This is a genomic window from Martelella endophytica, assembly GCF_000960975.1.
Lineage (GTDB): Bacteria > Pseudomonadota > Alphaproteobacteria > Rhizobiales > Rhizobiaceae > Martelella > Martelella endophytica.
In genome coordinates this window covers 2,587,481-2,610,812 of sequence record NZ_CP010803.1, presented here as the reverse complement: position 1 = coordinate 2,610,812, position 23,332 = coordinate 2,587,481, and the positions used below count along the sequence as shown (strand labels likewise).

At 63.5% G+C, this 23,332-nt stretch carries 23 protein-coding genes; 13 read left to right on the top strand and 10 right to left on the bottom strand.

Annotated features, from left to right (window positions below; translation table 11 throughout):
• Positions 1 to 10: 10 nt before the first annotated feature.
• Both cobT and TM49_RS11850 read left to right on the top strand, forming a co-directional pair.
• Positions 11 to 1,909, top strand: coding sequence for a cobaltochelatase subunit CobT (cobT, locus tag TM49_RS11855; RefSeq protein ID WP_045681487.1), 1,899 nt, complete (start codon positions 11 to 13; stop codon positions 1,907 to 1,909).
• On the top strand, positions 1,906 to 2,853 hold the full coding sequence (locus tag TM49_RS11850; RefSeq protein WP_045681486.1) for an esterase-like activity of phytase family protein: 948 nt from the start codon (positions 1,906 to 1,908) through the stop codon (positions 2,851 to 2,853). Before cobT ends, TM49_RS11850 begins: the two co-directional genes overlap by 4 nt.
• Positions 2,854 to 2,863: 10 nt before the next feature.
• On the opposite strand, the gene TM49_RS11845 is transcribed toward TM49_RS11850, so the two are convergent.
• Positions 2,864 to 4,057 (bottom strand): winged helix-turn-helix domain-containing protein, encoded by a 1,194-nt coding sequence (locus tag TM49_RS11845; RefSeq protein ID WP_045681484.1) that lies wholly within the window; start codon positions 4,055 to 4,057, stop codon positions 2,864 to 2,866.
• 110 nt (positions 4,058 to 4,167) lie between these two features.
• Between TM49_RS11845 and TM49_RS11840 the strand changes: the two genes are divergently transcribed.
• The 3 genes from TM49_RS11840 to TM49_RS11830 are packed head-to-tail and all read left to right on the top strand — an operon-like array spanning position 4,168 to position 6,043.
• Complete coding sequence (locus TM49_RS11840) at positions 4,168 to 4,845, top strand: energy-coupling factor ABC transporter ATP-binding protein (RefSeq protein ID WP_045681482.1); 678 nt, start codon at positions 4,168 to 4,170, stop codon at positions 4,843 to 4,845.
• Positions 4,845 to 5,468: an energy-coupling factor transporter transmembrane component T family protein gene (locus tag TM49_RS11835; protein WP_045681480.1), complete on the top strand. Its 624-nt coding sequence runs from the start codon at positions 4,845 to 4,847 to the stop codon at positions 5,466 to 5,468. The genes TM49_RS11840 and TM49_RS11835 overlap by 1 nt, the downstream gene beginning before the upstream one ends.
• The gene (locus TM49_RS11830; RefSeq protein ID WP_045681478.1) at positions 5,465 to 6,043 is read left to right on the top strand and encodes a biotin transporter BioY; all 579 of its coding nucleotides are present in this window, start codon (positions 5,465 to 5,467) and stop codon (positions 6,041 to 6,043) included. The genes TM49_RS11835 and TM49_RS11830 overlap by 4 nt, the downstream gene beginning before the upstream one ends.
• A gap of 71 nt (positions 6,044 to 6,114) precedes the next feature.
• Here the strand turns inward: TM49_RS11830 and TM49_RS11825 are convergent, their stop codons facing one another.
• Positions 6,115 to 6,513: an acyl-CoA thioesterase gene (locus tag TM49_RS11825; RefSeq protein WP_045681476.1), complete on the bottom strand. Its 399-nt coding sequence runs from the start codon at positions 6,511 to 6,513 to the stop codon at positions 6,115 to 6,117.
• Positions 6,514 to 6,771: 258 nt separating this feature from the next.
• Here TM49_RS11825 and TM49_RS11820 point away from each other — a divergent pair, with 258 nt between their 5' ends.
• Genes TM49_RS11820 through TM49_RS11800 form a run of 5 tightly spaced genes read left to right on the top strand, consistent with a single transcriptional unit; the run spans position 6,772 to position 12,039 of the window.
• Positions 6,772 to 7,026, top strand: a complete 255-nt coding sequence (locus TM49_RS11820; protein WP_045681474.1) for an exodeoxyribonuclease VII small subunit — start codon at positions 6,772 to 6,774, stop codon at positions 7,024 to 7,026.
• 43 nt (positions 7,027 to 7,069) lie between these two features.
• Positions 7,070 to 7,999, top strand: coding sequence for a pirin family protein (locus tag TM49_RS11815; protein WP_045681472.1), 930 nt, complete (start codon positions 7,070 to 7,072; stop codon positions 7,997 to 7,999).
• 60 nt (positions 8,000 to 8,059) lie between these two features.
• Positions 8,060 to 9,979: a 1-deoxy-D-xylulose-5-phosphate synthase gene (gene dxs / locus TM49_RS11810; protein WP_045681471.1), complete on the top strand. Its 1,920-nt coding sequence runs from the start codon at positions 8,060 to 8,062 to the stop codon at positions 9,977 to 9,979.
• A 47-nt stretch (positions 9,980 to 10,026) separates the two neighbouring features.
• Positions 10,027 to 10,779 (top strand): TlyA family RNA methyltransferase, encoded by a 753-nt coding sequence (locus TM49_RS11805; RefSeq protein ID WP_082074903.1) that lies wholly within the window; start codon positions 10,027 to 10,029, stop codon positions 10,777 to 10,779.
• Between the two features lie 6 nt (positions 10,780 to 10,785).
• Complete coding sequence (locus tag TM49_RS11800) at positions 10,786 to 12,039, top strand: class I SAM-dependent RNA methyltransferase (protein ID WP_045681468.1); 1,254 nt, start codon at positions 10,786 to 10,788, stop codon at positions 12,037 to 12,039.
• Positions 12,040 to 12,097: 58 nt separating this feature from the next.
• Here TM49_RS11800 and TM49_RS11795 read toward each other — a convergent pair whose 3' ends face one another.
• From TM49_RS11795 to TM49_RS11775, 5 genes are all read right to left on the bottom strand, one after another.
• A complete protein-coding gene (locus TM49_RS11795) occupies positions 12,098 to 12,586 on the bottom strand; it encodes a BA14K family protein (protein ID WP_052699823.1) in 489 nt (162 codons plus the stop codon).
• A gap of 231 nt (positions 12,587 to 12,817) precedes the next feature.
• Positions 12,818 to 13,408, bottom strand: a complete 591-nt coding sequence (locus TM49_RS11790; RefSeq protein WP_052699822.1) for a BA14K family protein — start codon at positions 13,406 to 13,408, stop codon at positions 12,818 to 12,820.
• A gap of 112 nt (positions 13,409 to 13,520) precedes the next feature.
• Positions 13,521 to 14,552 (bottom strand): histone deacetylase family protein, encoded by a 1,032-nt coding sequence (locus TM49_RS11785; protein ID WP_045681466.1) that lies wholly within the window; start codon positions 14,550 to 14,552, stop codon positions 13,521 to 13,523.
• A 173-nt stretch (positions 14,553 to 14,725) separates the two neighbouring features.
• The gene (locus TM49_RS11780; protein WP_045681463.1) at positions 14,726 to 15,247 is read right to left on the bottom strand and encodes a GNAT family N-acetyltransferase; all 522 of its coding nucleotides are present in this window, start codon (positions 15,245 to 15,247) and stop codon (positions 14,726 to 14,728) included.
• Between the two features lie 17 nt (positions 15,248 to 15,264).
• Positions 15,265 to 15,837, bottom strand: coding sequence for a helix-turn-helix domain-containing protein (locus TM49_RS11775; RefSeq protein ID WP_045681461.1), 573 nt, complete (start codon positions 15,835 to 15,837; stop codon positions 15,265 to 15,267).
• A gap of 193 nt (positions 15,838 to 16,030) precedes the next feature.
• Between TM49_RS11775 and TM49_RS22650 the strand changes: the two genes are divergently transcribed.
• Both TM49_RS22650 and lepA read left to right on the top strand, forming a co-directional pair.
• Positions 16,031 to 17,149: a diguanylate cyclase gene (locus TM49_RS22650; protein ID WP_052699821.1), complete on the top strand. Its 1,119-nt coding sequence runs from the start codon at positions 16,031 to 16,033 to the stop codon at positions 17,147 to 17,149.
• Positions 17,150 to 17,232: 83 nt separating this feature from the next.
• Entirely contained in the window at positions 17,233 to 19,059 is a 1,827-nt protein-coding gene (gene lepA, locus TM49_RS11765) for a translation elongation factor 4 (protein ID WP_045681460.1), read from the top strand.
• Between the two features lie 41 nt (positions 19,060 to 19,100).
• On the opposite strand, the gene TM49_RS11760 is transcribed toward lepA, so the two are convergent.
• Complete coding sequence (locus TM49_RS11760; protein WP_045681459.1) at positions 19,101 to 19,595, bottom strand: acyl-CoA thioesterase; 495 nt, start codon at positions 19,593 to 19,595, stop codon at positions 19,101 to 19,103.
• A gap of 79 nt (positions 19,596 to 19,674) precedes the next feature.
• Entirely contained in the window at positions 19,675 to 20,595 is a 921-nt protein-coding gene (gene prmB / locus TM49_RS11755) for a 50S ribosomal protein L3 N(5)-glutamine methyltransferase (protein ID WP_045681458.1), read from the bottom strand.
• Positions 20,596 to 20,707: 112 nt separating this feature from the next.
• On the opposite strand from prmB, the gene TM49_RS11750 reads away from it, so the two are divergent.
• On the top strand, positions 20,708 to 21,472 hold the full coding sequence (locus tag TM49_RS11750; RefSeq protein WP_045681457.1) for a pseudouridine synthase: 765 nt from the start codon (positions 20,708 to 20,710) through the stop codon (positions 21,470 to 21,472).
• 295 nt (positions 21,473 to 21,767) lie between these two features.
• Here TM49_RS11750 and TM49_RS11745 read toward each other — a convergent pair whose 3' ends face one another.
• Entirely contained in the window at positions 21,768 to 23,312 is a 1,545-nt protein-coding gene (locus TM49_RS11745; RefSeq protein ID WP_045681456.1) for a sulfatase family protein, read from the bottom strand.
• Between the last annotated feature and the right edge of the window lie 20 nt (positions 23,313 to 23,332).

Sequence of the window (23,332 nt, the reverse complement as noted above, 5' to 3'; positions counted from 1 at the left end):
GGAAAGACCCATGGCCGGTCCCGGCGACAATCACAAATCGAACCCCTACGCTCCCGTCGATCTGGAGCCGTTGCACCGCGCCGTCTCGGGCTGTGTGCGCGCGGTCTCGGGCGAGCGGGAGGCGGAGGTCGTGTTCTCGCGCGATCGTCCGGGGATGAGCGGCAACCAGATCCGGCTGCCGGAATTTTCCAAGCGCCCGACCGCGAGCGAACTCGCCGTTGTCCGCGGGCTTGGCGATTCCATGGCGCTCAGGATGTCTTGTCACAATCCGGTGACGCATGCACAGATGTCGCCCGGCGGCAATGATGCGCAGGCGATCTTCGACGCGGTCGAACAGGCGCGCGTCGATTCCATCGGCGCCAAGCGCATGCCCGGCATGGCGAAAAACCTTGCCGCCATGCATGCCGAGAAATACGACAAGGCCAATTTTTCCGCGATCGACCGCAAGGAGGACGCGCCCGTCTCCGAGGCCGTCGCCATGCTGGTCCGCGAGAAGCTGACAGGCGAAAAGCCGCCGGAATCGGCCGGCCACGTGCTCGACTATTGGCGCGATTTCATCGAGGAAAAGGCTGGCGTCGACCTCGACAAGCTCGGCGACGCGCTGGAGGACCAGAACGCCTTTGCTCGTGTTGTCCGCTCGATGCTGTCATCGATGGAGATGGCGGACGACTATCTCGACGACAACATGGACAGCGAGGAAGACGAGGACACAGTCTCCGACGAGGATCAACCCCGCTCCGAGCGGCAGAACGACGAGCAAATGGAAGAAGAGGCCGGAGACGACTCCGCGCCTGCCGAAGACAGCGACAACGCCGACGAGGAGATGGATCAGGGCGAGCTCGACGGCGCCGAAGTCGCCGATACCGAGATGGACGAAGACACCGATCCCGACTCGGAAGTTGCCGGCGAGACGAAGCGTCCGAACACGCCCTTCGACGACTTCAACGAGAAGGTCGACTACCGCGTCTATTGCGACGAGTTCGATGAGGAAGTGACCGCCGAGGAGCTTTGCGATGCCGAGGAGCTGGCGCGGCTCCGCGCCCATCTCGACAAGCAGCTCGCTCACCTTCAGGGTGCCGTCGGCCGGCTTGCCAACCGGATGCAGCGGCGGCTGATGGCCAAACAGAACCGCTCCTGGGATTTCGACCTCGAGGAAGGCTATCTCGATACCGCGCGCCTGGTGCGCATGGTCATCGACCCGATGCAGCCGCTCTCTTTCAAGATGGAGCGTGACACCCAGTTCCGCGACACCGTGGTGTCGCTGCTGATCGACAATTCCGGCTCGATGCGCGGCCGCCCGATCACGGTGGCCGCCACCTGCGGCGACATTCTGGCGCGCACGCTGGAGCGCTGCGGCGTGAAGGTCGAGATCCTCGGCTTCACCACCAAGGCCTGGAAGGGCGGACAGTCGCGCGAGAAGTGGCTGGAGGATGGCAAGCCGGCAACGCCGGGGCGCCTCAACGACCTGCGCCACATCGTCTACAAGTCCGCAGACCAACCGTGGCGGCGCTCGCGCGCCAATCTCGGTCTGATGATGCGCGAAGGGTTGCTGAAGGAAAACATCGACGGCGAAGCGCTGATCTGGGCGCATGACCGGTTGATGGCCCGGCCCGAGCAGCGCCGCATCCTGATGATGATCTCGGACGGCGCGCCGGTCGACGATTCGACGTTGTCCGTCAATCCGGGCAATTTCCTTGAACGGCATCTCCGCGCCGTCATCGAACAGATCGAGACGAAGTCGCCGGTGGAACTGCTTGCGATCGGCATCGGCCACGATGTCACCCGCTACTATCGCCGCGCCGTCACCATCGTCGACGCCGATGAGCTGGCGGGCGCGATGACCGACCAGCTCGCCGCCCTGTTCGAGGAACAGGCCGCCGGCGGCCCGGCCCGACGCCGCGCACGATGAAGCGCGCAGCATGGCTTCTTGCGCTGGCGCTGTTTTCGGCGCCGGCCACGGCATCTGAAGTTGCCGTTTCGGCGACGCCGATCGAGCATTTCGGCACGGTCACCAACGAGATTCGCTTCGGTCAGCTCGAATATCTCGGCGGGATGACGCTGTCCGGCCTGCATTCGATATCGGCAATCCGTTTCCTGCCCGATAACCGCAGCTTCATCGCAGTCGCCGATGACGGCTACTGGATCGATGGCTCGATCACCCGTGATGCCAACCGACGGCTCTCCGGCCTCACCGACGTTGACGTCACGGCGATGAAGAACGCCAAAGGCGTGCACGCCGGCAAGAGCGGCATGGATGCCGAAAGCCTCACCATCGCCGGCAACAGACTGCTCGTCGGCTTCGAGGGCAAACATCGCATCGACAGCTATCCGCTGAAGGGCCACGATACCGCGACCGCCAAACCCGGTCCCGATTTCCTGATCCCGATCTACGAGCTGAGGCGCAACGGCTCGTTTGAAGCGCTGGCGACGAATGCCGACGGCCGCACCGTGGTGATCGCCGAGCAGAGCATCGACACGGACGGCAATCTCTTTGCCGCGATCGTCGAGGGCCGCGGCAAGGGCATCTTCAAGGTGGTCAAGCGGCAGGGGTTCGATGTCACCGATGCCGCCTATCTGCCGGATGGCAATCTTCTCATCCTGGAACGACGGTTCTCTCTGCTTGCCGGTGTCGCCATGCGCATCCGCCTGATCGACGGCGATGCGATCCGAGCCGGTGCTGTCGTTGATGGTCCGGTGATCATGCAGGCGAACGGCGGCCAGCACCATATCGACAATATGGAAGGGATGGCGCTGCTGCCGATGGCCGACGGCTCGCTGCATCTGATCCTTGTCTCCGACGACAACGCCTCGCCGCTGCAGGACACGATCATGCTGGAATTCAAGCTTCTCTAGCAGGTTTCCCTCAGGCGTCGCGCCAGCCCTGCAGATACTCCACCCGCTCGACACCGGTGAATCGCGCGAGGCGCGTCAGTTCGGCATCGAGCTTTTCGAAGCGCCCTGCCGAAGCGCGCACGCCCGGCTCCAGCCACAGCTTCCTGACATCGAGCGTCGAGCGCTTGCGGTCTGCCTTCATGTCGATGCGGCCGATCATCCGGTCGCCTTCCATCAGCGGGAAGACGTAATAGCCGTACTGGCGTTTCGGCTCCGGCACGAAGATCTCGATGCGATAGAAGAAGCCGAACAGCCGCTCCGCCCGCGCCCGGTCGCGCAACAGCGGATCGAACGGGCTCAGCACCCGGATGCGCGAGGGCGGCGTCGGTACGTCGGTGAGCGTCTCGAGTTCATCGGTCAAGACAAAGGCGCGCCTCGGGCGACCGGCCTCCACCGTCTCGATCGCGATCTCGGTCAGGATATCGCGGTTTTCGTCTACCCAGTCCTTCGCCTCCTGCGGCGTCACCAGCGCGAAGAAGGCGGCAATCTCGCCGGATGTGGCAAAGCCGAGCCGTTCGAGCGCGGCCCGGCAGGCCCAGTCCACGAATTCATCATGCGGCACCTCCGGCAGACGGAAGGCGTCGGGGATGACCCGCTCGGAGAGATCGTAGGCTTTCTGGAAATTGACCCGGTGGCAGATCGAGAAGCGGCCGGTGCGCCAGTGATATTCCAGCGCGGTCTTGCCCGGATGCCAGTTCCACCAGCCGCCGGAGACATGGTCCTCCGCTTTCAGGTCACGGGCAAACACTGGCCCGTTGGCCTTCACCGCGGCGTAGGTCTGTTCGAACTCGCGTTCGTAGCCCTCCCCCTGCCAATTGCTCCAGCGCTTGCGGATCTTCGCCTCCTCGCGGGCGAAACGGTGTTTCCAGTAGGGATAGAAGCGGACGGGAATGAACGAGGCGTCGTGGGTCCAGTGCTCGAACAGCATCCGATCGCTTTCCAGCAGCGCCTGCAGATGCTCGCGGCGAAAAGTCTGGTTGCGCGAATAGAGGATCATGTCATGGGCGCGTTCAACGGTGCGGATCGAATCGACCTGCACGAAGCCGATCTGCTCGATCAGCGCCAGAAGCGCCGCCTGGTCCATCGCTCGTCCGGGCGCTCCGGAAAGCCCCTGCCGCGCCATGAACACGCGCCGTGCATCGCTGTTGGAAATCGTTCTGGTCATGGGCGGAGCCTAGAGCGATTCGGACAAAATAAGAACATCGAAAGCTTTGCGCCGGCGAAAGACATGCCTATAAGGAAACCGAGGCGAACGACGAGACGGAACCCAAGCCCTTGCATATCGAATTCGACCAGGCCGGTGTTGCCTATGACGGGCGCACGGCGCTCCACAGGCTGAGCCTGACGCTCACCGGTCGCCGCATCGGCGTCATCGGCCTGAACGGCTCGGGCAAGACCACCTTCGCTCGGCTGATCAACGGGCTGACGAAGCCAAGCGTGGGGCGGGTCCGCGTCAACGGCCGCGATACGGTCGACGATGCCGACGGCGTTCTGGCCGACACCGGCTATGTGTTCCAGGCGCCGCAGAACCAGATCATCCTGCCGATCGTCGAAGATGATATCGCGCTTGGGCTGAAGGCGCGCGGCGTGGCAAAGGCCGACATTCCGGTGCGTGCGGAAGAGGCGCTCTCCCGGCTTGGCATCTCTCATCTCGGCAAGCGCCGTTCGCATGAACTCTCCGGCGGCGAACTGCAGCTCGCAGCGCTTGCCGCGGTGCTGGCGACACGCCCCTCGCTCGTCATCCTCGACGAGCCGACCAACCAGCTCGACCTGAAGAACCGCCGTCGGGTGGCCGAGACGATCGACGCGCTTTCCGAAGACGTGATCGCGATCTCGCACGACCTTGCGACGCTTTCCCGGTTCGAACGCGTGCTGCTGTTTCATGAGGCGCGGCTGATCGCGGATGGGCCGGCCGACGCGGTGATCGGCGAATACGAGGCCATGAACCGCTGATGCAGTCGCTTTATGTCGAGGGAAACAGCCTGCTCCACCGCCTGCCCGCGGGGGTAAAGTTGTCCGTGCTTCTCGCCTTCAGCATCGCGATCTTCTTCAGCGCCAGCCTGGCCGTCACCGGCGGTTTCCTGGCCGTCGCCGCAATCGTCTATTTCACCCTTCCCATGCGGCCGAAGCAGGCGCTCGCGCGGCTTTTGCCGATTGCCTTCGCCATTCTGCTCGTCGGCGGCTTCGGCCTGCTGTTCAACCCATGGCAGCTGACCGCACTCTCCGTTATCAGGCTGACGGCGCTGATGCTGCTGGCGGCCGCCATCACCGCGTCGACCCCCGTGCCCGCTTTCATCGACACCGTCACCAGTGCCGCAAGGCCTCTGGAAAAGGCAGGCCTCGTGCGGGCGGCCGATATCGGGCTTGCCGTGGGGCTTGTCATCCGCTTCGTCCCGGATATCCTCGCGCGGTATGGAGCCATCCGCGATGCGCACCAGGCGCGGGGCATCCGCTTTCGCCCGACCCGCGCCATCGTGCCGCTGATCATCTTGACGCTGAAGGATGCGGACAGTATCGCCGATGCCATCGATGCCCGCGGCATTCGCGGCACCGCAGAGAAAAGGAACAGAAAATGACCTCTCGCGACCTCGTTCTCGTGTCGTTGTTCACGGCCATCATCGTGGCGCTCGGCATCCTGCCGCCGATCCCGCTAGCCTTCTCGCCCGTGCCCATCACCGCGCAGACGCTCGGCGTCATGCTGGCCGGACTGGTTCTCGGCCGCAAGCGCGGGGCGCTCGCCGTGCTGTTGCTGTTCGTGCTGGTTGCGATTGGCCTTCCGGTGCTCTCGGGCGGCCGCGGTGGCCTTGCGACCTTCGTCAGCCCGACGGCCGGCTTCCTGATCGGCTTCCTGCCCGCCGCCTACGTCTGCGGCGCCTTCGCCGAGCAGGCTGCGGAAAACCAGAGCCCGCTGCGGCAGACGGTCGGCTTCTTCATCGCCGCGATCGCCGGCGGCATCGTCGTCGAATATTTCCTCGGCATCGCCTGGCTCGCCTTCGGTGTCGGCATGGGTATTTCGGGAGCAACGGCGGCCAGCATCGGCTTCCTGCCCGGTGACCTGATCAAGGCCGGGCTTGCAGCACTTGCAGCGCGCGCCGTCATGCTTGGCTATCCGCTGCTACCGAAAAAGGCCGGCAGCAGCGCCGATCTCTAGATCGCTCCCGCTTTTATTCGAATCGCGAAAGCGCTCTATCTCTTTGTTTTTGCGCGTTTCCTGGAAACGCTCTAGCTGAGGTAGGAATAAAGCCAGTCCCGCGTCGCCTCCGGCAGCGGGGCCGGCTCGCCGCTTTCGGCGTGGACGGCCGTCCACAGAAGTTCGACCTCGGCGGCGATCTCGTTGCCCGTCTGGACCGCGACGTTGAAGCCGACGGACTTGCCACCGATCTTGGCGGCCCGCACGGTCAGGAGCGCCACTTCGCCGTTGCGCAGGCCTCGATAGAAGGTGCAGCCGACCTTGCGCACGACATAGGCCGGTTCATTGCGGACTTCGGGCCGGAACCGCCAGAAGCGCGCCAGCGCCTCTTCCGCATGCTCGATATAGGCAGCGGTGTGCATGCGGCCATGCATGTCGATATCGCGGTAGGGAACCCGGATTTCCGTTCGGTCCGGTTGCCTTTCATCCATCGGCCAACACCTTAACTCTCTCGCTTGCCGCTGAGCGAACGCATACGCTTGAGGCCGCCGGGAGAGCGGCCCTTTCGGGTTCTATAGAACCTTTCCAGCCTGAATGCCATGGCGATATTCGCCCATGGTGAACGCCGCAGCCGGGTTGGCGGCTTCGCCAGCCGTGCGGTTCATCGCTTGCAATCGCCGCCCGAGCTATTACCTTGCCGGAAAAGCCGCACGCAAGGCGGCAATCGAAATGCGCCGACGAGGACTGACATGAGCGAACAAGCCCCCCTGCCCCCGGTTTCCGGGCTCTCCTTCGAGCGCGCCGTCGACGAACTCGAACGCATCGTCGCCCGGCTGGAACGCGGCGACGTGGCGCTAGACGAATCGATCGCGATCTACGCCCGCGGCGAGGAACTGAAGAAGCATTGCGAAAAACTGCTGAACGCAGCCGAGGCCCGTGTCGAGAAAATCCGCCTCGACCGTGAGGGCAGGCCGGCCGGCACAGAGCCGCTCGACCAGGGCTGAGCCTTATCTCTTTCGCGCCAAAGCGGCGCCGGGAACGTCAAAGATGTCATTCTTTCCGGGAAAAGATCCTGAATTCGGCGATGCCGCTTCCTGCGACGCCGTCAGTCAGATCATCGTGCCGCGCACAAGCGACATCGGTGGCTTCGAGGTGCGCCGGGCGCTGCCGACGATCAAGCGCCGGCTTGTCGGGCCGTTCATCTTCTTCGACCGGATGGGACCGGCGCGCTTCGGTGGCCATGGCGAGGCGCTCGACGTCAAGCCGCATCCCCATATCGGGCTCTCGACCGTCACCTATCTGACCGAGGGCGAGATCGGCCACCGCGACACGCTCGGCAATCACACCGTGATCCGCCCAGGCGACGTCAACCTGATGACGGCGGGCCGCGGCATCGTTCATTCCGAGCGCACGCCGGAGGATCTGCGCCTGCGTCCGCACGCGCTTTCCGGGGTTCAGACGTGGCTGGCGCTGCCGGAAAGCGACGAGGAAACCGACCCTGCCTTCGGCCACACCGAGAAGAACGCCCTGCCGACGATTTCTGACAACGGCGTTGCCGGCCGCGTCGTGCTCGGCAATTTCTGCGGCCTGAAGGCCGACGTGAAGACCTTTACCGACACGCTGTTCGTCGACATTGCTCTGCGCCCCGGCGCTCGTTTCCAGTTCCCCGCCGAACACGAGGAGCGCGCGATTTATGTGCTGGAAGGGGAACTGACGGTGGCCGGTGACCGTTTCGGTCAGGAGCAGTTGCTTGTCCTCTCGCCGAAGGACCCGATCGTCATCGAGGGCGCCGGACCGACAGGGTGTCGCATCATGCTCTTCGGCGGCGCCGCCCTCGACAAGCCGCGCCATATCTGGTGGAATTTCGTTTCCTCCTCGAAGGAGCGGATCGAGGAGGCCAAGGAAGACTGGCGCCGTGGCCGTTTCGGTGTCGTCCCGGGCGACGAGGAAGAATTTGTTCCTTTGCCCGAACGCTGATATTGGCTAAAACGGTTGAACCAACAGAACCGGCGCATAGCTGCGCATGAGGCATAAGAAGTGACGCTACCGTCCAAAACCTCCATTCTCGATCGTATCGCCGCGCCGTCCGACCTCCGGGACGTGCCGGACCGCGACCTGCCGCAGCTTGCCGATGAGGTGCGCGCGGAGATGATCGAGGCGGTCTCGCGCACCGGCGGCCATCTTGGCGCAGGGCTTGGCGTGGTCGAGTTGACGATCGCGATCCACAAGGTTTTCAACACCCCGGACGACCGACTGATCTTCGACGTCGGGCACCAGTGCTACCCCCACAAGATCCTGACGGGCCGGCGCGAGCGGATGACGACGCTGCGCCAGGAAAACGGCCTCTCCGGCTTCACCCGCCGCGCCGAGAGCGAATATGATCCCTTCGGCGCCGGGCACTCTTCCACTTCGATCTCCGCGGGTCTCGGCATGGCGGTCGCTTCCGAGCTTTCCGGCACGCCGCGCAACATCATCTCGGTGATCGGCGACGGCGCGATGTCGGCCGGCATGGCCTTCGAGGCGCTGAACAATGCCGGCGCCATCGGCGCCCGCCAGATCGTCATCCTCAACGACAACGACATGTCGATCGCGCGCCCGACCGGCGCGCTCAGCGCCTATCTCGCCCGTCTCGCCTCGGGCCGGACCTATCTCGAGGTACGCGATTTCTCGCGGCGTCTGACGTCCTATCTCGGCCGCTCCATCGACCGCGCGATCTCGCGCGCCGTCGGCCATGTGCGCGGTTTCGTCACCGGCGGCACATTGTTCGAGGAGCTCGGCTTCTATCATATCGGCCCGATCGACGGCCATTCCTTCGATCATCTCCTGCCGGTGCTTCGCAACGCCCGCGACAATGCCCGAGGCCCGGTGCTGATCCACGTCGTGACCCAGAAGGGCAAGGGCTATGCTCCGGCGGAGGCCGCAGCAGACAAGTGCCACGCCGTCAGCCGCTTCGATGTCGTTACCGGCCACCAGGCAAAAGCCAAGCCGAACGCGCCGAGCTACACGTCGGTGTTTGCCAAGGGACTGATCGAGGAAGCTCGCCACGACGACAAGATCGTCGCGGTCACGGCGGCGATGCCGGCCGGCACCGGTCTCGACAAGTTCGAGGACATCTTTCCGAAGCGCTGCTTCGATGTCGGCATTGCCGAGCAGCACGCCGTGACCTTCGCGGCCGGCCTTGCCACCGAAGGCATGAAGCCCTTCTGCGCGCTTTACTCCACCTTCCTGCAGCGGGGCTACGACCAGGTCGTCCACGATGTGGCCATCCAGGGCCTGCCCGTCCGTTTTCCGATCGATCGCGCCGGTTTCGTCGGTGCCGACGGGCCGACCCATGCCGGCTCGTTCGACACCACCTATCTTTCGACCCTACCGGGTTTCGTGGTGATGGCCGCTGCCGACGAGGCGGAGCTGATGCACATGGTGCGCACCGCTGCCGCCTATGACGATGGTCCGATTTCGTTCCGTTACCCGCGCGGCGAGGGCGTCGGCATCGAGCTTCCCGCCCGCGGCGAAATCCTCGAAATCGGCAAGGGCCGGATTGTTGCCGAGGGCTCCAAGGTGGCGCTGCTGTCGTTTGGCACCCGGCTTGCAGAATGTCGCGAGGCCGCGACCGTGCTTTCGGCCGCGGGACTTTCGACGACGGTTGCCGATGCCCGCTTCGCCAAGCCGCTGGACCACGACCTGATCCGCCAGCTTGCCGCCCATCACGAGGTTCTCGTCACCATCGAGGAAGGCTCCGCCGGTGGTTTCGGCGCCCATGTGGTGCAATTCCTCGCCAATGAGGGCCTGCTCGACAGCGGGCTTCGGGTGCGCCAGATGGTGCTGCCCGATGTCTGGATGGAACAGGCCAAGCCCGAAGTGATGTACAAGAAGGCCGGCCTCGACCGCGACGGCATCGTCAACACCGTGTTCCGGGCGCTGGGCCACAGCGGCATCTCGACCGGCACAATCGGCTAAGGCTTGCCTCGGCACCGGAAAACCGGCATGGAACGCCGATGAACCCGATGCGCCTCGACCAGCTTCTCGTCAGCCTCAACCGTTTCGATACCCGTTCGCGGGCGCGCGACGCGATCGAGCGTGGAACGGTGACGGTCGATGGCCGCGTCGTTCGCAAAGCGGGTACCACAGTCAGACCGGACGCGGACATCGCGGTCGATGACCCTGCCGGCGCCTATGTTTCGCGCGCTGCATTGAAACTTGTGTCAGCGCTCGATCATTTCGGGCTGTCGCCACAAGGTTTGAACGCGCTCGATATCGGCGCCTCCACCGGCGGCTTCACCGAGGTGCTGCTGGAGCGAGGCGCCGGGCATGTCACGGCGATCGACGTCGGCCACGGACAGATGGCGGCGCGCATTGCCGATGACGCGCGCGTCACCAATATCGAGGGCCTCAACGCTCGCAACCTGACGCGCGACGATATCGGCGATGCCGAAATCGGCTTCGTCGTTTCGGATGTGTCCTTCATATCGCTGAAGCTGGCGCTTCCCCCGTCACTTTCGCTCGCCGAGCCGGGTGCCACCTGCGTGCTTCTGGTCAAGCCGCAATTCGAGGCGGGCCGCGAGAATATCGGCAAGAAGGGGCTGCTGCGGGACGCAAATCTCGGCCCGGTCATCGCGCGCGAGCTCGAACAGTGGCTTGTGTCGGATCAGGGCTGGGAGAGCCTCGGCATCACCGCCTCGCCCATCGAAGGCGGCGATGGCAACCGCGAATATCTGCTCGCCGGCCGCAAGCCCGGGCGAGCCAAAGAACAGGAATAAATCCCCATGGCCGCGGAAACGCTCACCATTGACAGGCTCGGCAAGGAAGGCGACGGCGTTGCCGAGACCGGCGCCGCACCGGTTTTCGTCCCCTTCACGCTTCCCGGCGAACGAGTGACGGTGGCGCGGGAGAAGTCCCGGGCGGTGATGCTGTCGCTGCTGGAGCCGGCGCCCGAACGGATCGCGCCCGCCTGTCGCCATTTCGGCCCCGACGGCAAAAATGGCACCTGCGGCGGCTGCACGCTGCAGCACCTGGAAGCTGAGGCCTACAGCACCTTCAAGCGGCAGGTCGTGGTCGATGCGCTCGCCGCCCATGGCCTGACGCCGCCGGTGGCACCGCTCGTGACGTCTGGCCCCGGCGAACGCCGGCGTGCGCGCTTTTCGGCCCGGCGCACAGAACAGGGCATCCTGCTCGGATTTTCGAGCCCGGAAAGCCACCACATCGTCGCGATCGAGGAATGTCCGGTGCTGGCGCCGTCGCTTTTCGCACGGCTGCCGGCGGTCAAACTTCTGGCAGGCATCCTGGCAAGCGACAGCGAGCCTTTCCACATCGCCGTGCTGGAGACCGAGACGGGTCTCGACATCTCCTTTTCCGGCCTCAAGGCCCCTTCGGAAAAACGTCGCCAGGCCGCGGTGCGGGCGGTGATGACGGTCAAGGGCATCGCCCGGCTTGCGATCGGTGACGAGATCGTCGTCGAGCCGGTCAAGCCAGCGCTCAATATCGCCGGCACCAAGGTCGAGCCGCCGCCGGCGGGCTTCGCCCAGGCAACCCAGGAAGCCGAGTCGGCGATGGCCAAACTCGTCACCTCTCACCTCAAGGGCGCCAAACGGGTCGCGGACCTGTTCAGCGGCTTCGGCACCTTCGCGCTGCGGCTTGCGGCGAAATCGCAGGTGCATGCGGTGGAATTCGACGGCCCGGCGCTTGCCGCACTCGATCTGGCGGTGCGCAACCGGCAGGGCCTGAAGCCGGTCACGACCGAGCGGCGCGATCTCTTCCGCCGGCCGCTGATGCCGCGCGAGCTTGCCCCTTATGATGGCCTCGTCTTCGATCCGCCGCGCGCCGGCGCGAAGGAGCAGGCGGCCGAACTGGCCCAGGCCAAGGTGCCGCGCGTCGTCGCGGTTTCCTGCAATCCGGCAACGCTTGCCCGCGATCTCGCCATTCTGACGGAGGGTGGCTACCGCATCGAGGGCGTCACGCCGATCGACCAGTTCTTCTGGAGTGCCCATGTCGAGGCGGTTGCCTTCCTGACGAAGCCCTGAACGCGAAAAACCCCGATGGCCAAGCCACCGGGGTTCTTGATGCGATTATCCGTGCCGATCAATAGTAGGGCGAAAGGCACTGTTCGCGCGGCCCGTGATAGGGCTGGAAGCTGTTGTCCGAAGGACGATAGGAGCGATAACGCTGCTCGCACCATGCGTAGTGCTTCGGATTGAGGCCACTAACACGCTGACGCGGAGCGTTATTGCCGGCGGCAACCGCACCACCGATGATCAGCGCGCCAGCACCGAGAATGGCGAGCGGCACCCAGTTGTCGCCGTCCCAGCCGTAATCGCGACGCGGCGGCGGGCCCGGAGGCGGGCGATGGCCGTGATAGTGGTTGTTGTAGCCGTTATTGTAACGTTTGCCATGGCCGCGGCCATCGTAGCGACGGTAGTTCGGTCCACCGTGATACTGGACGGTCTGGACATTGCTGCTGTCGCCAGCCGGTGCCTTGACGATCGGCATGGCTTCTGCAGGCAGAACACTCGCCGCCACAAGCGCGGACGCAATCGCGGTGGCCGCCATTTTCTTTGCCGTGTTGAACATCTCTGTCTCCTGTTTCTGCTTCTTCGCCGAAACCCGTCTGGGCTCCCTGGCGTTGTTGACAGCCTGAAGCTAAAACTTTCTACCTGAACTCAGGATTAACGACTGTTTTAGTGATTGGTTAACGTTTGAATCGGCCTTTCGGGTGCAAAAAAGCCGCCTCGCAGGGAGGCGGCCTCTATATTTCTCATGCAAGCAATTGATATCGATGCGGTCAACGCATCCCTTTCTCGCTCAGTAGTAGGGCGAGTAACACTGCTGACGGGGCCCGTTATAGGGCTGGAAGGTATTATCCGAAGCGCGGTAGGACTTATAGCGATCCTCACACCACTGATAATGCTTCGGGTTGATGCCGGTGCTCGGCACCACCACCGTATTGTTGTTCTGAGTCGCTGCAGCGATGCCACCGCCAATCAGCGCCCCGGCGCCGAAGGTGATGATCGGACCGGGACCACCCCAGCCGCCATACCAGCCGGGCCCATAAGCGGGGCCGAAATACGGTCCGGGCGGCGGACCCCGCCAGGGACTGGGAGGCGGGCCGCGCCAGGGACCGCGCGGCGGCGGCCCGTAGCCGCCGTGATAGCCGTGCGGCGGAGGGCCACCGTGATGTCCGCCACCGCCATGATGACCGCCACCACCACCATGATGGCCGCCACCGCCGTGATGGCCACCACCACCGGGGCCGCCCACCTGATGTACGAAACCGCCCGGACCATGTCCGCCGTGAAAGCCGCCAACCGGCATGGCCTGCGCCGGAACGACCGCCGAAGCAATGAAGCCCGCGGCAAACACCGCGGTCAGAACTTTGCCTGCTGCCTTGATCATCTCTCTATCTCCGATCGGGACGGACCCCGCCCCTTTGTGCCATTAACTACGCTCTGGCGGCTGAACCGAAGATGAACGGGTATATCGAGATACCTGCAACCTGGAGGCGGTTCTACTCGGCCTCGATGCCGATCAGCACATTGGCGACATTGTACCCGATTTCCGGCACGCCGTAGCCGCCTTCCATAACCGTCAGAGCCGGCAATCCTGTGGCGGCGAGCATCCTGCCCATTTCCAGATAGTCGGGCGTTTTCAGCCTGAAGAAGGAGATCGGGTCCTTCTCGAAGGTATCGACGCCGAGCGAAACGATCAACGCCTCGGCCCCGAAATCGGCGATGCGCCCGAGGGCCGCCGCAAGCGCCTCGCGATAGGCTGGCCAGGCCGTTCCGGCCGGCATCGGGAAATTGGCATTGAAGCCTTCGCCCCTGCCCCGCCCGGTCTCCTCGGCATGCCCCCAGAAATAGGGAAAGGCATCGTCCGGATCTCCATGCAGCGAGGCGAAAAAGATGTCATCCCGCTCATAGGTGACATCCTGCGTGCCGTTGCCATGGTGGAAGTCGACATCGAGAATGGCGACCTTTCCCGCCCCCTTGTCCAGCAGGCGCTGGGCGGCGATCGCGGCATTGTTTAGGAAGCAGTAGCCACCGAAGAGATCAATACCCGCATGATGCCCCGGCGGCCGGCAGAGCGAGAAGGCGAACCGGTTGCCGGCGGCGAGATGATCGGCACCGGAGAGAGCGCAGTCCTTGGCGGCAATCGCGGCCCTGTAGGTGCCCTCCGTGATAGAGGTCTCCACCGAGTTGGCATAATAGCCGAGAAGCCCGTCGATGTTGCGCGGCGGGCGGGCCTTGTAGGAGCGCCGCACCGGCAGGGAAATCGGGATCGCCTCGGAGGTGAAGCCGGCGGCGATCCAGCGTTCCCAGACCGTTTCCAGAAATTCGAGATAGCCGGCATCATGCAGCTTGAGCGGCACCGAAAGATCGTGCGCTTCGGGCGCCACGATCTCGGAAAACTCCTTTTCCTTCAGCGCGGCCAATATCCACTCCGCCCGGAATGGTCCTTCGAACGGCCTGACCAGTTCGCCGCCGTGAAGTTCGGTTTTCGCATCCCGGAACTTGTGATCTTCGGAATAGATGACCCGCATTGCCCTCGCCTTTCTCGCTTTCTCCCGCCGGAACCGGCGGCATGGTCACTGTTCTAGCGCGTTTGAAGGCAGGGTGAATACCGGTTTCATTCCTGGAATTGCGTAAAAACAAGCGGATAGCGGTGTTTTCCCGCAACCCGGCCTGTGCCGGTTGCGGTGGCACCGGCTAACCTTCAGGCGACCAGCTTCTTGTAGAAATAGGTCGATCCGCAATATGAGCCGTCTGGATTCAATGCGTAAAGCGGGATTTCGCCGACCCGGTTCCAGCCGAGCCGCGGATAGATCGCTTCTGCAGGCGATCCGGTCGCCGTATCGAGCACCAGCAGCCAGCGACCCTGGCGCAGGCTCTCGGCCTCGGCTGCTTCCATCAGACGTCTGGCGATCCCCCTGCCGCGCGCAGACCGCAGGACGATCAGTTTCATCAGGTCGGCGCGATGCGGCTGGTTGGCCTTCTGCGCAAAGCCCACCTGCACCGTGCCGACGATCTCGCCAGCCTCTTCGGCGATAAACAGGATGTGGCTGCCGGAGCGGATGCCCGCGGCCGTCTGCTGCCAGAATTTCCGCACGGAAGGCCCATCGAAGGGCGCCATGAAGCCCATCGAGGCGTTGTCATCGAGACTGTCTTCCAGGAGCGCGACCATTGCCGGCAGTGCGGCTTCAAGCGCATCCGCATCGAGCAGGCGGATTTCAGTCATGCGGGTCTTCCTTTCGATCAGCGCCCGCCGCGATGGATAACCATCGCATATCGGGCGTCCTCGTTGGTGGAATTGGAGAAAACGTGCGGCAGGGCGATTTCCATGAAAAGGCAGTCACCGGAGCCCAGGCGGTAGTCTTGATCCTCTATCGTGACTTCGATCTCTCCCTCGATCAGCCAGAGATACTGGCTGGCTCCGGCAGCAGCCGGCTCCGGCGGAAAGGCAATGCGGGCGCCGGCGGGAAAGGTCACGGCGACGATATCGACATCCGGGCCGATGCCCTGTGGCGAGACCGCCCGGCGGATATAGCCGGTCTCCGGGTCGCGCCATATCGGCTGGTCCGCGTACCGCGAGAGCGGATCGACGGGCTTGTCGGCATCGGCGAAGAAGGCCGAAAGCGAGGTGCCCAGCGCCGCACAGAGCCTGGCCAGCAGCAAAGCCGTCGGCGATGCCTCGGCCCGCTCGATGCGCGAAATCATCGCCCGGCTGACGCCTGAACGCTCCGAAAGCCCCTCAAGGGTCAGACCTCTTGCGGCACGCAAGCGCTTCAGGTTTTCGGCGATGGAAAGATCAACGGCGGCTTCATCCATTATCAGATCATTCCTTTCTATTATAAGAGAGTCAAGCCTTCTCCGCCTTCCCGTCCACAGCCCGCAATCGGCTGAACCGATTACGCCAATGCCCTCATCCCTATCCTTTCGGATACGCCCGCTTGCCGGACACCAATGCTAGTTTCCGGCCCAATGGATGGAACGGCGGCAACTCAGCCGATCAGGGAATATCATGGAAACTGCGCGTCAAATCGTTGAAAGCATGCTTTCGGGCCTCGGGCTGATCTCGATCATCGTCATCGTCTTCACAGTCGTCCTGCGCCTTTCTGGGACAAGCCGCCCGAGCCCGTTCTGGCTCGGCATCGTCTTCGGGGTTGGGGCGATTGCTGGCATGGTACATCCGAGCGAGCTGGCACCCGGCATCCTGATCGATTCCCGCGCCGTGATGGTGGCGCTTGCCGCACCTTTCGGTGGCCCGGTCGCTGCAATCGTTGCGATGTCGATGGCGGCCGCAGTGCGCGCATTCCTCGGTGGCGTCGGAGCCTATGCCGGAATTGCCGGCATTCTGATCGTCGGCCTCGTCGGCATTGTCCATGCCCGGATATTCACGCAGCGACGCGATCTCGTCAGCTTCAGCATTCTGGGCTTTGCAAGCACGATCCATCTGCTGGCGCTCGCCTTGCTGCCGCCGGACCTCGCCATGAAAGTCCTGCTTTCTGCCGCCCCCTATCTGGTCGGAATGGATTTCCTCGGCATTGTTCTTCTCGGCATAGTCCTCTCGTTGGAACTGAAATACCGCAACAACCTCATCCTGCTGCAGACCGCCGCCGAGATTGATCCTCTGACGCGGCTTGCCAATCGGCGCGCACTGGAGCGTTTCAGCGGAAAGATCCGAGGACGAGCGGAAAGCGACCGCATCGACTTTTCGGTGATCATGTTCGACATCGATCACTTCAAATCGGTCAATGATCGTTTCGGACACCAGATCGGCGACATGGTGCTGGAGGAGGTGTCGCGGGTCATCGTCACCCATGTGCGCAAGGCCGATCTCGTCGTGCGCTATGGCGGCGAGGAGATCGCCGCAGTCTTGCCGGCCTCGACCTGGCAGGCGACGATGACGATCGCGGAGACCATCCGCGCGAAAGTTGAAGAAACGGTCTTCATACATCACGGACACCGCATCCAGTTGACCATCAGCGCCGGCATCTCGACGTCGCATGACGGCAACACCGATTTCGAGGCCGTGCTCAAGGAGGCTGACCTCGCCGTCTACGATGCCAAGCAGTACGGCCGCAACCGCGTCGAAGTCTATGGCAGGAGTGAAGTGAGTACCGACCGCCAGTCGGCCTGACGCAAGGCGCTTGGGGGCCGATCTCGCGGTTCGGCCCGCAATTTCGCTTTGAAGATACCGCGCGCGCTGCTATATGCGCGCGCATGAGCACAAATGACGATCGCGTTCCACTCGACCATATCCGCAACTTTTCCATCGTGGCCCATATCGACCACGGCAAGTCGACGCTTGCCGACCGGCTGATCCAGGCCTGCGGCGGCCTTGCCGAGCGCGAAATGTCGGCGCAGGTCCTTGACAACATGGATATCGAGCGCGAGCGCGGCATCACCATCAAGGCCCAGACCGTGCGTCTGCACTACAAGGCCAACAATGGCGAAACATATGTGCTGAACCTGATCGACACTCCCGGCCATGTCGACTTTGCCTACGAGGTCTCGCGCTCGCTGTCGGCCTGCGAAGGCTCGCTGCTCGTCGTCGACGCATCGCAGGGCGTCGAGGCGCAGACACTCGCCAACGTCTATCAGGCGATCGACAACGATCATGAACTGGTGACCGTTCTCAACAAGATCGACCTGCCCGCCGCCGAACCTGAGCGGGTGAAGGAGCAGATCGAGGACGTGATCGGCATCGATGCCTCAGACGCCGTGATGATTTCGGCCAAGACCGGCCTCGGCATCCCCGACGTGCTGGAAGCGATCGTCAAGCGCCTGCCGCCGCCGAAGACGGAAAAGGGCGCGGAGGCTCCGCTGAAGGCGCTTCTGGTCGATAGCTGGTACGACACCTATCTCGGCGTCATGGTTCTCGTGCGCGTCATCGACGGCGTGCTGAAGAAAGGCCAGACCATCCGCATGATGGGTACCGACGCCAAGTATCCGGTCGACCGCGTCGGCGTTCTGACCCCGAAGATGCTGGTCGTCGATGAGCTCGGTCCGGGCGAGATCGGCGTCATCACCGCCTCCATCAAGGAAGTGGCCGATACCCGCGTCGGCGATACCATCACCGAGGACAAGCGCCCGACCGAGAAGATGCTGCCGGGCTTCAAGCCGGCGCAGCCTGTGGTGTTCTGCGGCCTGTTCCCGGTCGATGCCAACGACTTCGAGGATCTGCGCGCCGCCGTCGGCAAGCTGCGCCTAAACGATGCTTCTTTCTCCTTCGAGATGGAAAGCTCGGCCGCCCTCGGCTTCGGTTTCCGCTGCGGCTTCCTTGGCCTCTTGCACCTCGAAATCATCCAGGAGCGTCTGGAGCGCGAATTCGATCTCGATCTGATCGCGACCGCGCCGTCGGTGGTCTATGAACTGACCATGACGGACGGCAGCGAGATCGAGCTGCACAATCCCGCAGATATGCCCGAGGTCGTCAAGATCGCCGAAATCCGCGAACCGTGGATCAAGGCCTCGATCCTGACGCCGGACGAGCATCTCGGATCGATCTTGAAACTCTGCCAGGACCGCCGCGGCATCCAGACCGACCTCACCTATGTCGGCAACCGGGCGATGCTCTCCTACGACCTGCCGCTGAACGAAGTCGTGTTCGATTTCTATGACCGGCTGAAGTCGATCTCCAAGGGCTACGCCTCGTTCGACTATCACCTCGCCGACTATCGCGCCGGCAATCTGGTGAAGATGTCGATCCTCGTGAACGGCGAGCCTGTCGATGCGCTCTCCATGCTCGTCCACCGCACCGCCGCCGAGAAGCGCGGCCGCGACATGTGCGAGAAGCTGAAGGAATTGATCCCGAAGCACATGTTCAAGATCCCGATCCAGGCCGCCATCGGCGGCACCGTGATCGCGCGCGAGACGATCTCGGCGCTCAGGAAGGATGTGACCGCGAAATGCTACGGCGGCGACGCCACCCGCAAGCGCAAGCTTCTGGAAAAGCAGAAGGCCGGCAAGAAGCGCATGCGCCAGTTCGGCAAGGTCGAAATCCCGCAGGAAGCCTTCATCGCCGCGCTGAAGATGAGCGACGAGTAGGCAGCTCTGCCGCCGCCTCACACCGGGTGAGGCGCGAGCTCTCAGTTCCCGCCGTCAGCCTTCAACTCCTTGAACCGGGCCTCATATTCACGCCGCAGCGTGTGGCGCATCTGGGCCTCCTTGAAGCGGCGCGCCTTATCGGGTGAGGAAATGTCGAGCTTCGGGACCGGGGTCGGCTTGCCGTTCTCGTCGACGGCGACCATGGTGAAATAGCAGGAATTGGTGTGGCGGCGCTGGCCGGTGCGGACATTTTCAGCCTCGACCCGGATACCGACTTCCATCGAAGTGCGACCGGTATAGTTCACCGAAGCGCGGAAGGTGACGAGCTCGCCGACATCGATCGGTTCGCGGAATGTGACCTGATCGACCGAGAGCGTCACGACGTAATCCTGCGAATAGCGCGATGCGCAGGAAAAGGCGACGCGGTCCAGCAGGTTCAGAAGCGCACCGCCGTGCACCTTTCCTGAAAAGTTCGCCATATCAGGCGACATGAGAACAACCATCTCGAGCTGGCTCGGGTCGTGGGCACGGTCCATCGTCAATCCTCGTGGTGCTGAAAGGCCGGGCGAGTGTCCCGGCAAATGTGAATTAAATCAAGCGTGGATTTATCGGCCCTCAGGCCGCGGCAAGGTCCTCGGCGGAAATCCAGAACACGGCATCCTGCGAGTTCTCGGTCTCGATCCAGACGAAGTCGAGGGCCGGAAACTCCTCTTCGAGGATTTCGCGGCCGGAGCCGATCTCGCAGAGCAGCCCGCCGCCGGGATTGAGATGATCAGACGCCGTCCTGAGGATGGTCCGGACCAGATCGAGCCCGTCGACACCGCCGTCATGCGCCATCGCCGGCTCGGCCTGGTATTCGGCGGGATAGCCGTCCATGGCATCGTGGTCGACATAGGGGGGATTGGTGATGATCAGATCGTAGCGCCGACCTGCAAGCGGCGCGAACAGATCGCCCGCAATCAGGTTGACCTGCTCCTCCACCTCGTGCTCGGTGACATTGCGCCTGGCAACCTCGAGCGCGTCCTCGGACAGATCGACGGCGTCGACGGTGGCGTTCGGCAGGAACTTCGCGGCAAGGATGGCCAGACAGCCGGAGCCGGTGCAGATATCGGCAGCCGTCTCGACACTCATCGGATCCGGCAGGAAGGACGAGCCTTCCTGCTCCAGATATTCCGAAAACAGGAGCTCCCCGATATGCGAGCGCGGCACGATCACCCGCTCGTCGACGAAGAAGCGCACGCCCTGGATATAGGCGCGGCCGGTGATGTAGGACGAGGGCCTGCGCGTCGTCACGCGGTCCTCGATGCGTTCAGCCAATAGCCGCCGCTCGGCGGGCAGGAGTCTGGCATCCAGAAACGGGTCGAGCACATCGATCGGAAGCTCCAGCGAATCGAGCAGCAGGAAGGCGGCATCGTCGCCCGCCGTCGAGGTGCCGTGGCCATAGGCAAGATCGGCGGCATTGAAGCGCGAGATCGCGTAGCGCCAGTAGTCGCGCAGCGTCACCAGTTCGCGGGTCACATCATCATCAATCGGCATCGTTTCGCTTCCAAACTCAGCTATGGTCGGTTATGGCCGGAGCAGAAACCGAATAACGCATCGGCGGGACAAACGGAATCCTTTTGTCGCGCCCGGCGGTGAGAGGCGGCGCATGAAGCGAGGCAATATCCGCAAGGCCCGGACCGAGGGTGGCAAGCGCGTGATGATCGCACGCGCGCTCTCCAAGCTTGGCTATTGCTCGCGCACCGAAGCCGAGGCGCTGGTTCGCGCCGGCCGGGTCTCGCTCGACGGCCGGACGGTGACCGACCCGACCGCCTGGCTCGACCTTGCGGCCGCGCGGCTTGCCGTCGACGGCAAGCCTGTTGCCGCAACCGATCGTGTTCACCTGATGCTGAACAAGCCGCGCGGGGTCGTCACCACGCGGCAGGACCCCGAAGGCCGGCCGACGGTGTTCGATTGCCTCGGCGGTTTTTCAGATGTTCACATCTCCCCTGTCGGTCGCCTCGATATGGCAAGCGAAGGGCTGCTGGTCTTCACCAATGACACCGAGTTCGCCCAGGCGCTGCTGGACCCCGAAACCCACGTGGCAAAGACCTACCACGTGCAGATCGACCGCATCGCCGACGATGCGCTGATCGGGGCACTGATCGCCGGCGTCGAGGATGAGGGCGAGTTCCTGTCGGCGAAATCCGTCAGTCTGCTGCGCGCCGGCGAGCGCAATTCCTGGATCGAAATCGTGCTCACCGAGGGCCGCAACCGCCAGATCCGCCGCATGCTGGCAGCACTCGACACGGCCTGCCTGCGGCTGGTGCGGGTGCGGTTCGGCTCACTCGAACTCGGCGACCTCGGCAAGGGTGCGGTCAGGGCGCTGACCGAAGCCGAAGTCGAAGCGCTCAGGCGGGATGTCGGGAAGTAAGCAAAAGCCGGTGTACCGAAACAACACGCCTCTTGCCGAGAAGCATCTGGCTTTTCCGCAAAGCCCGCGCCTCTTCTCGCCCCGGAGGGGAGAGATGTCGCGACAGCGACAGTGAGGGGGGAAGCTTATCCACGCAAACGCCCTCACGAACGGCAACCCTGCTTCACCCTCACTGCCCCTTTCGGGGCATCTCTCCCGCAGGCGGGAGAGAGTATCTGGAGCAAGCCGTAAGGCCATTTGCGGTTAGCAACCCCTCAAGGGGGGGAGATCGGTTGGGGGCTTTGCGGATAATCCTTCAGGCAGCCAGCCCCGCCAGGACCTCGCTCGAAACATGCTCCGGAACATCGCCGATCTCCGCCATCTTGGCGTCGAGCCTGGCCAGCATGTCGCGGAAGACGGCTGCATATTCCGGGTCGCCGGCGCGGTTGTGCAGTTCGAAGGGGTCGGCCTCGCAATCGAACAGTTCCCATTCCGGCGGCTCATCGCCTGCCGTCGCGCCGATCTGGTCGAGCGGGTCGTTATACCAGTAGATCAGCTTGTAGCGCTCGGTGCGGATGCCGTAGTGGGCGAAGGCGTTGTGGATGACGTCCTTGTGCATCCAGTAGCGGTGATAGGCGACATCCTGCCAGTCATCGCCGGCGCTGCCGTCGAACACCGGGCGCATGCTGGTGCCCTGCATGTAGCTCGGGACGGTGAGGCCCGCATAGTCAAGGAAGGTCGGGGCGAAGTCGACATTGGTGGCAATGTCCCTGGTGATGCTGCCGGGTTTGATACCGTCCGGATAACGCACCAGGAAGGGCATCTGCAGCGATTCCTCGTACATGAAGCGCTTGTCGAACCAGCCATGCTCGCCGAGGAAGAAACCCTGGTCGGAGGTGTAGATGACGATGGTGTTGTCGGCGAGCCCTTCCTCATCGAGATAATCGAGAAGACGGCCGACATTGTCGTCGATCGACTGAACCGTGCGCAGGTAGCGCTTCATGTAGCGCTGGTACTTGAACTCGGCGAGTTTGGCCGGATCGGTGAAGGTGTATTTCTCGCCGGTGCGAACATCGATGAGGGTGATGGTTTCCCCCTCCTTCAGCTCCGGCACCTTGCGGACGTGAATGTTCGGATGCGGGAACATCAGTTCGCCGACCTCCGAACCGCCCTCCGGCTGGACCAGCCCAAGATCCTCGTAGGTCATGTCGGACTTGACCCGCATCTTCGCTTCCTTTGCGGCGGCCGCGCGGTTGGCGTAGTCGTCCGAAAAGCTCTCCGGCAGCGGCAGGTCGTCCTCATACATCGTCTCGTGCTTGTGATCGCAGACGAAGTGCCGGTGGGGCGCCTTGTGGTGGCACATCAGAAAGAACGGCCGGTCCTTGTCGCGCGCCTTGATGAAGTCGATGCTCATATCGGTGGTGATGTCGGTGACATAGCCCGGATGCACCTTGGGGCCGTCGCGATCGATGAAGATCGGGTCGTAATAGACGCCCTGCCCCGGTATGACGGCCCATTGGTCAAAACCGGTCGGCTCGTGCGCCCTGCCCTCGCCCAGATGCCACTTGCCGAAGATCGCCGTCTGGTAGCCGCCCTGGCGCAGATGCTTGGCGACGTTGGGCAGGCGGTTGTCGATGTGGGTGTCGAGCGTGGTGACCTGGTTGACGTGATTGTAGGTGCCCGTGACGATCGCGGCCCGGCTCGGCGTGCAGATCGAATTGGTGACGTAGCAGCGATCCATGCGCATGCCCTCATTCGCCAGACGGTCGAGATTGGGCGTATTGTTGAGGCCGCCGCCATAGGCAGAGATGGCGCGCGCGGCGTGGTCGTCTGACATGATGAAGATGATGTTGGGTCTCATGGAAACGCTTTCTGTCTCGG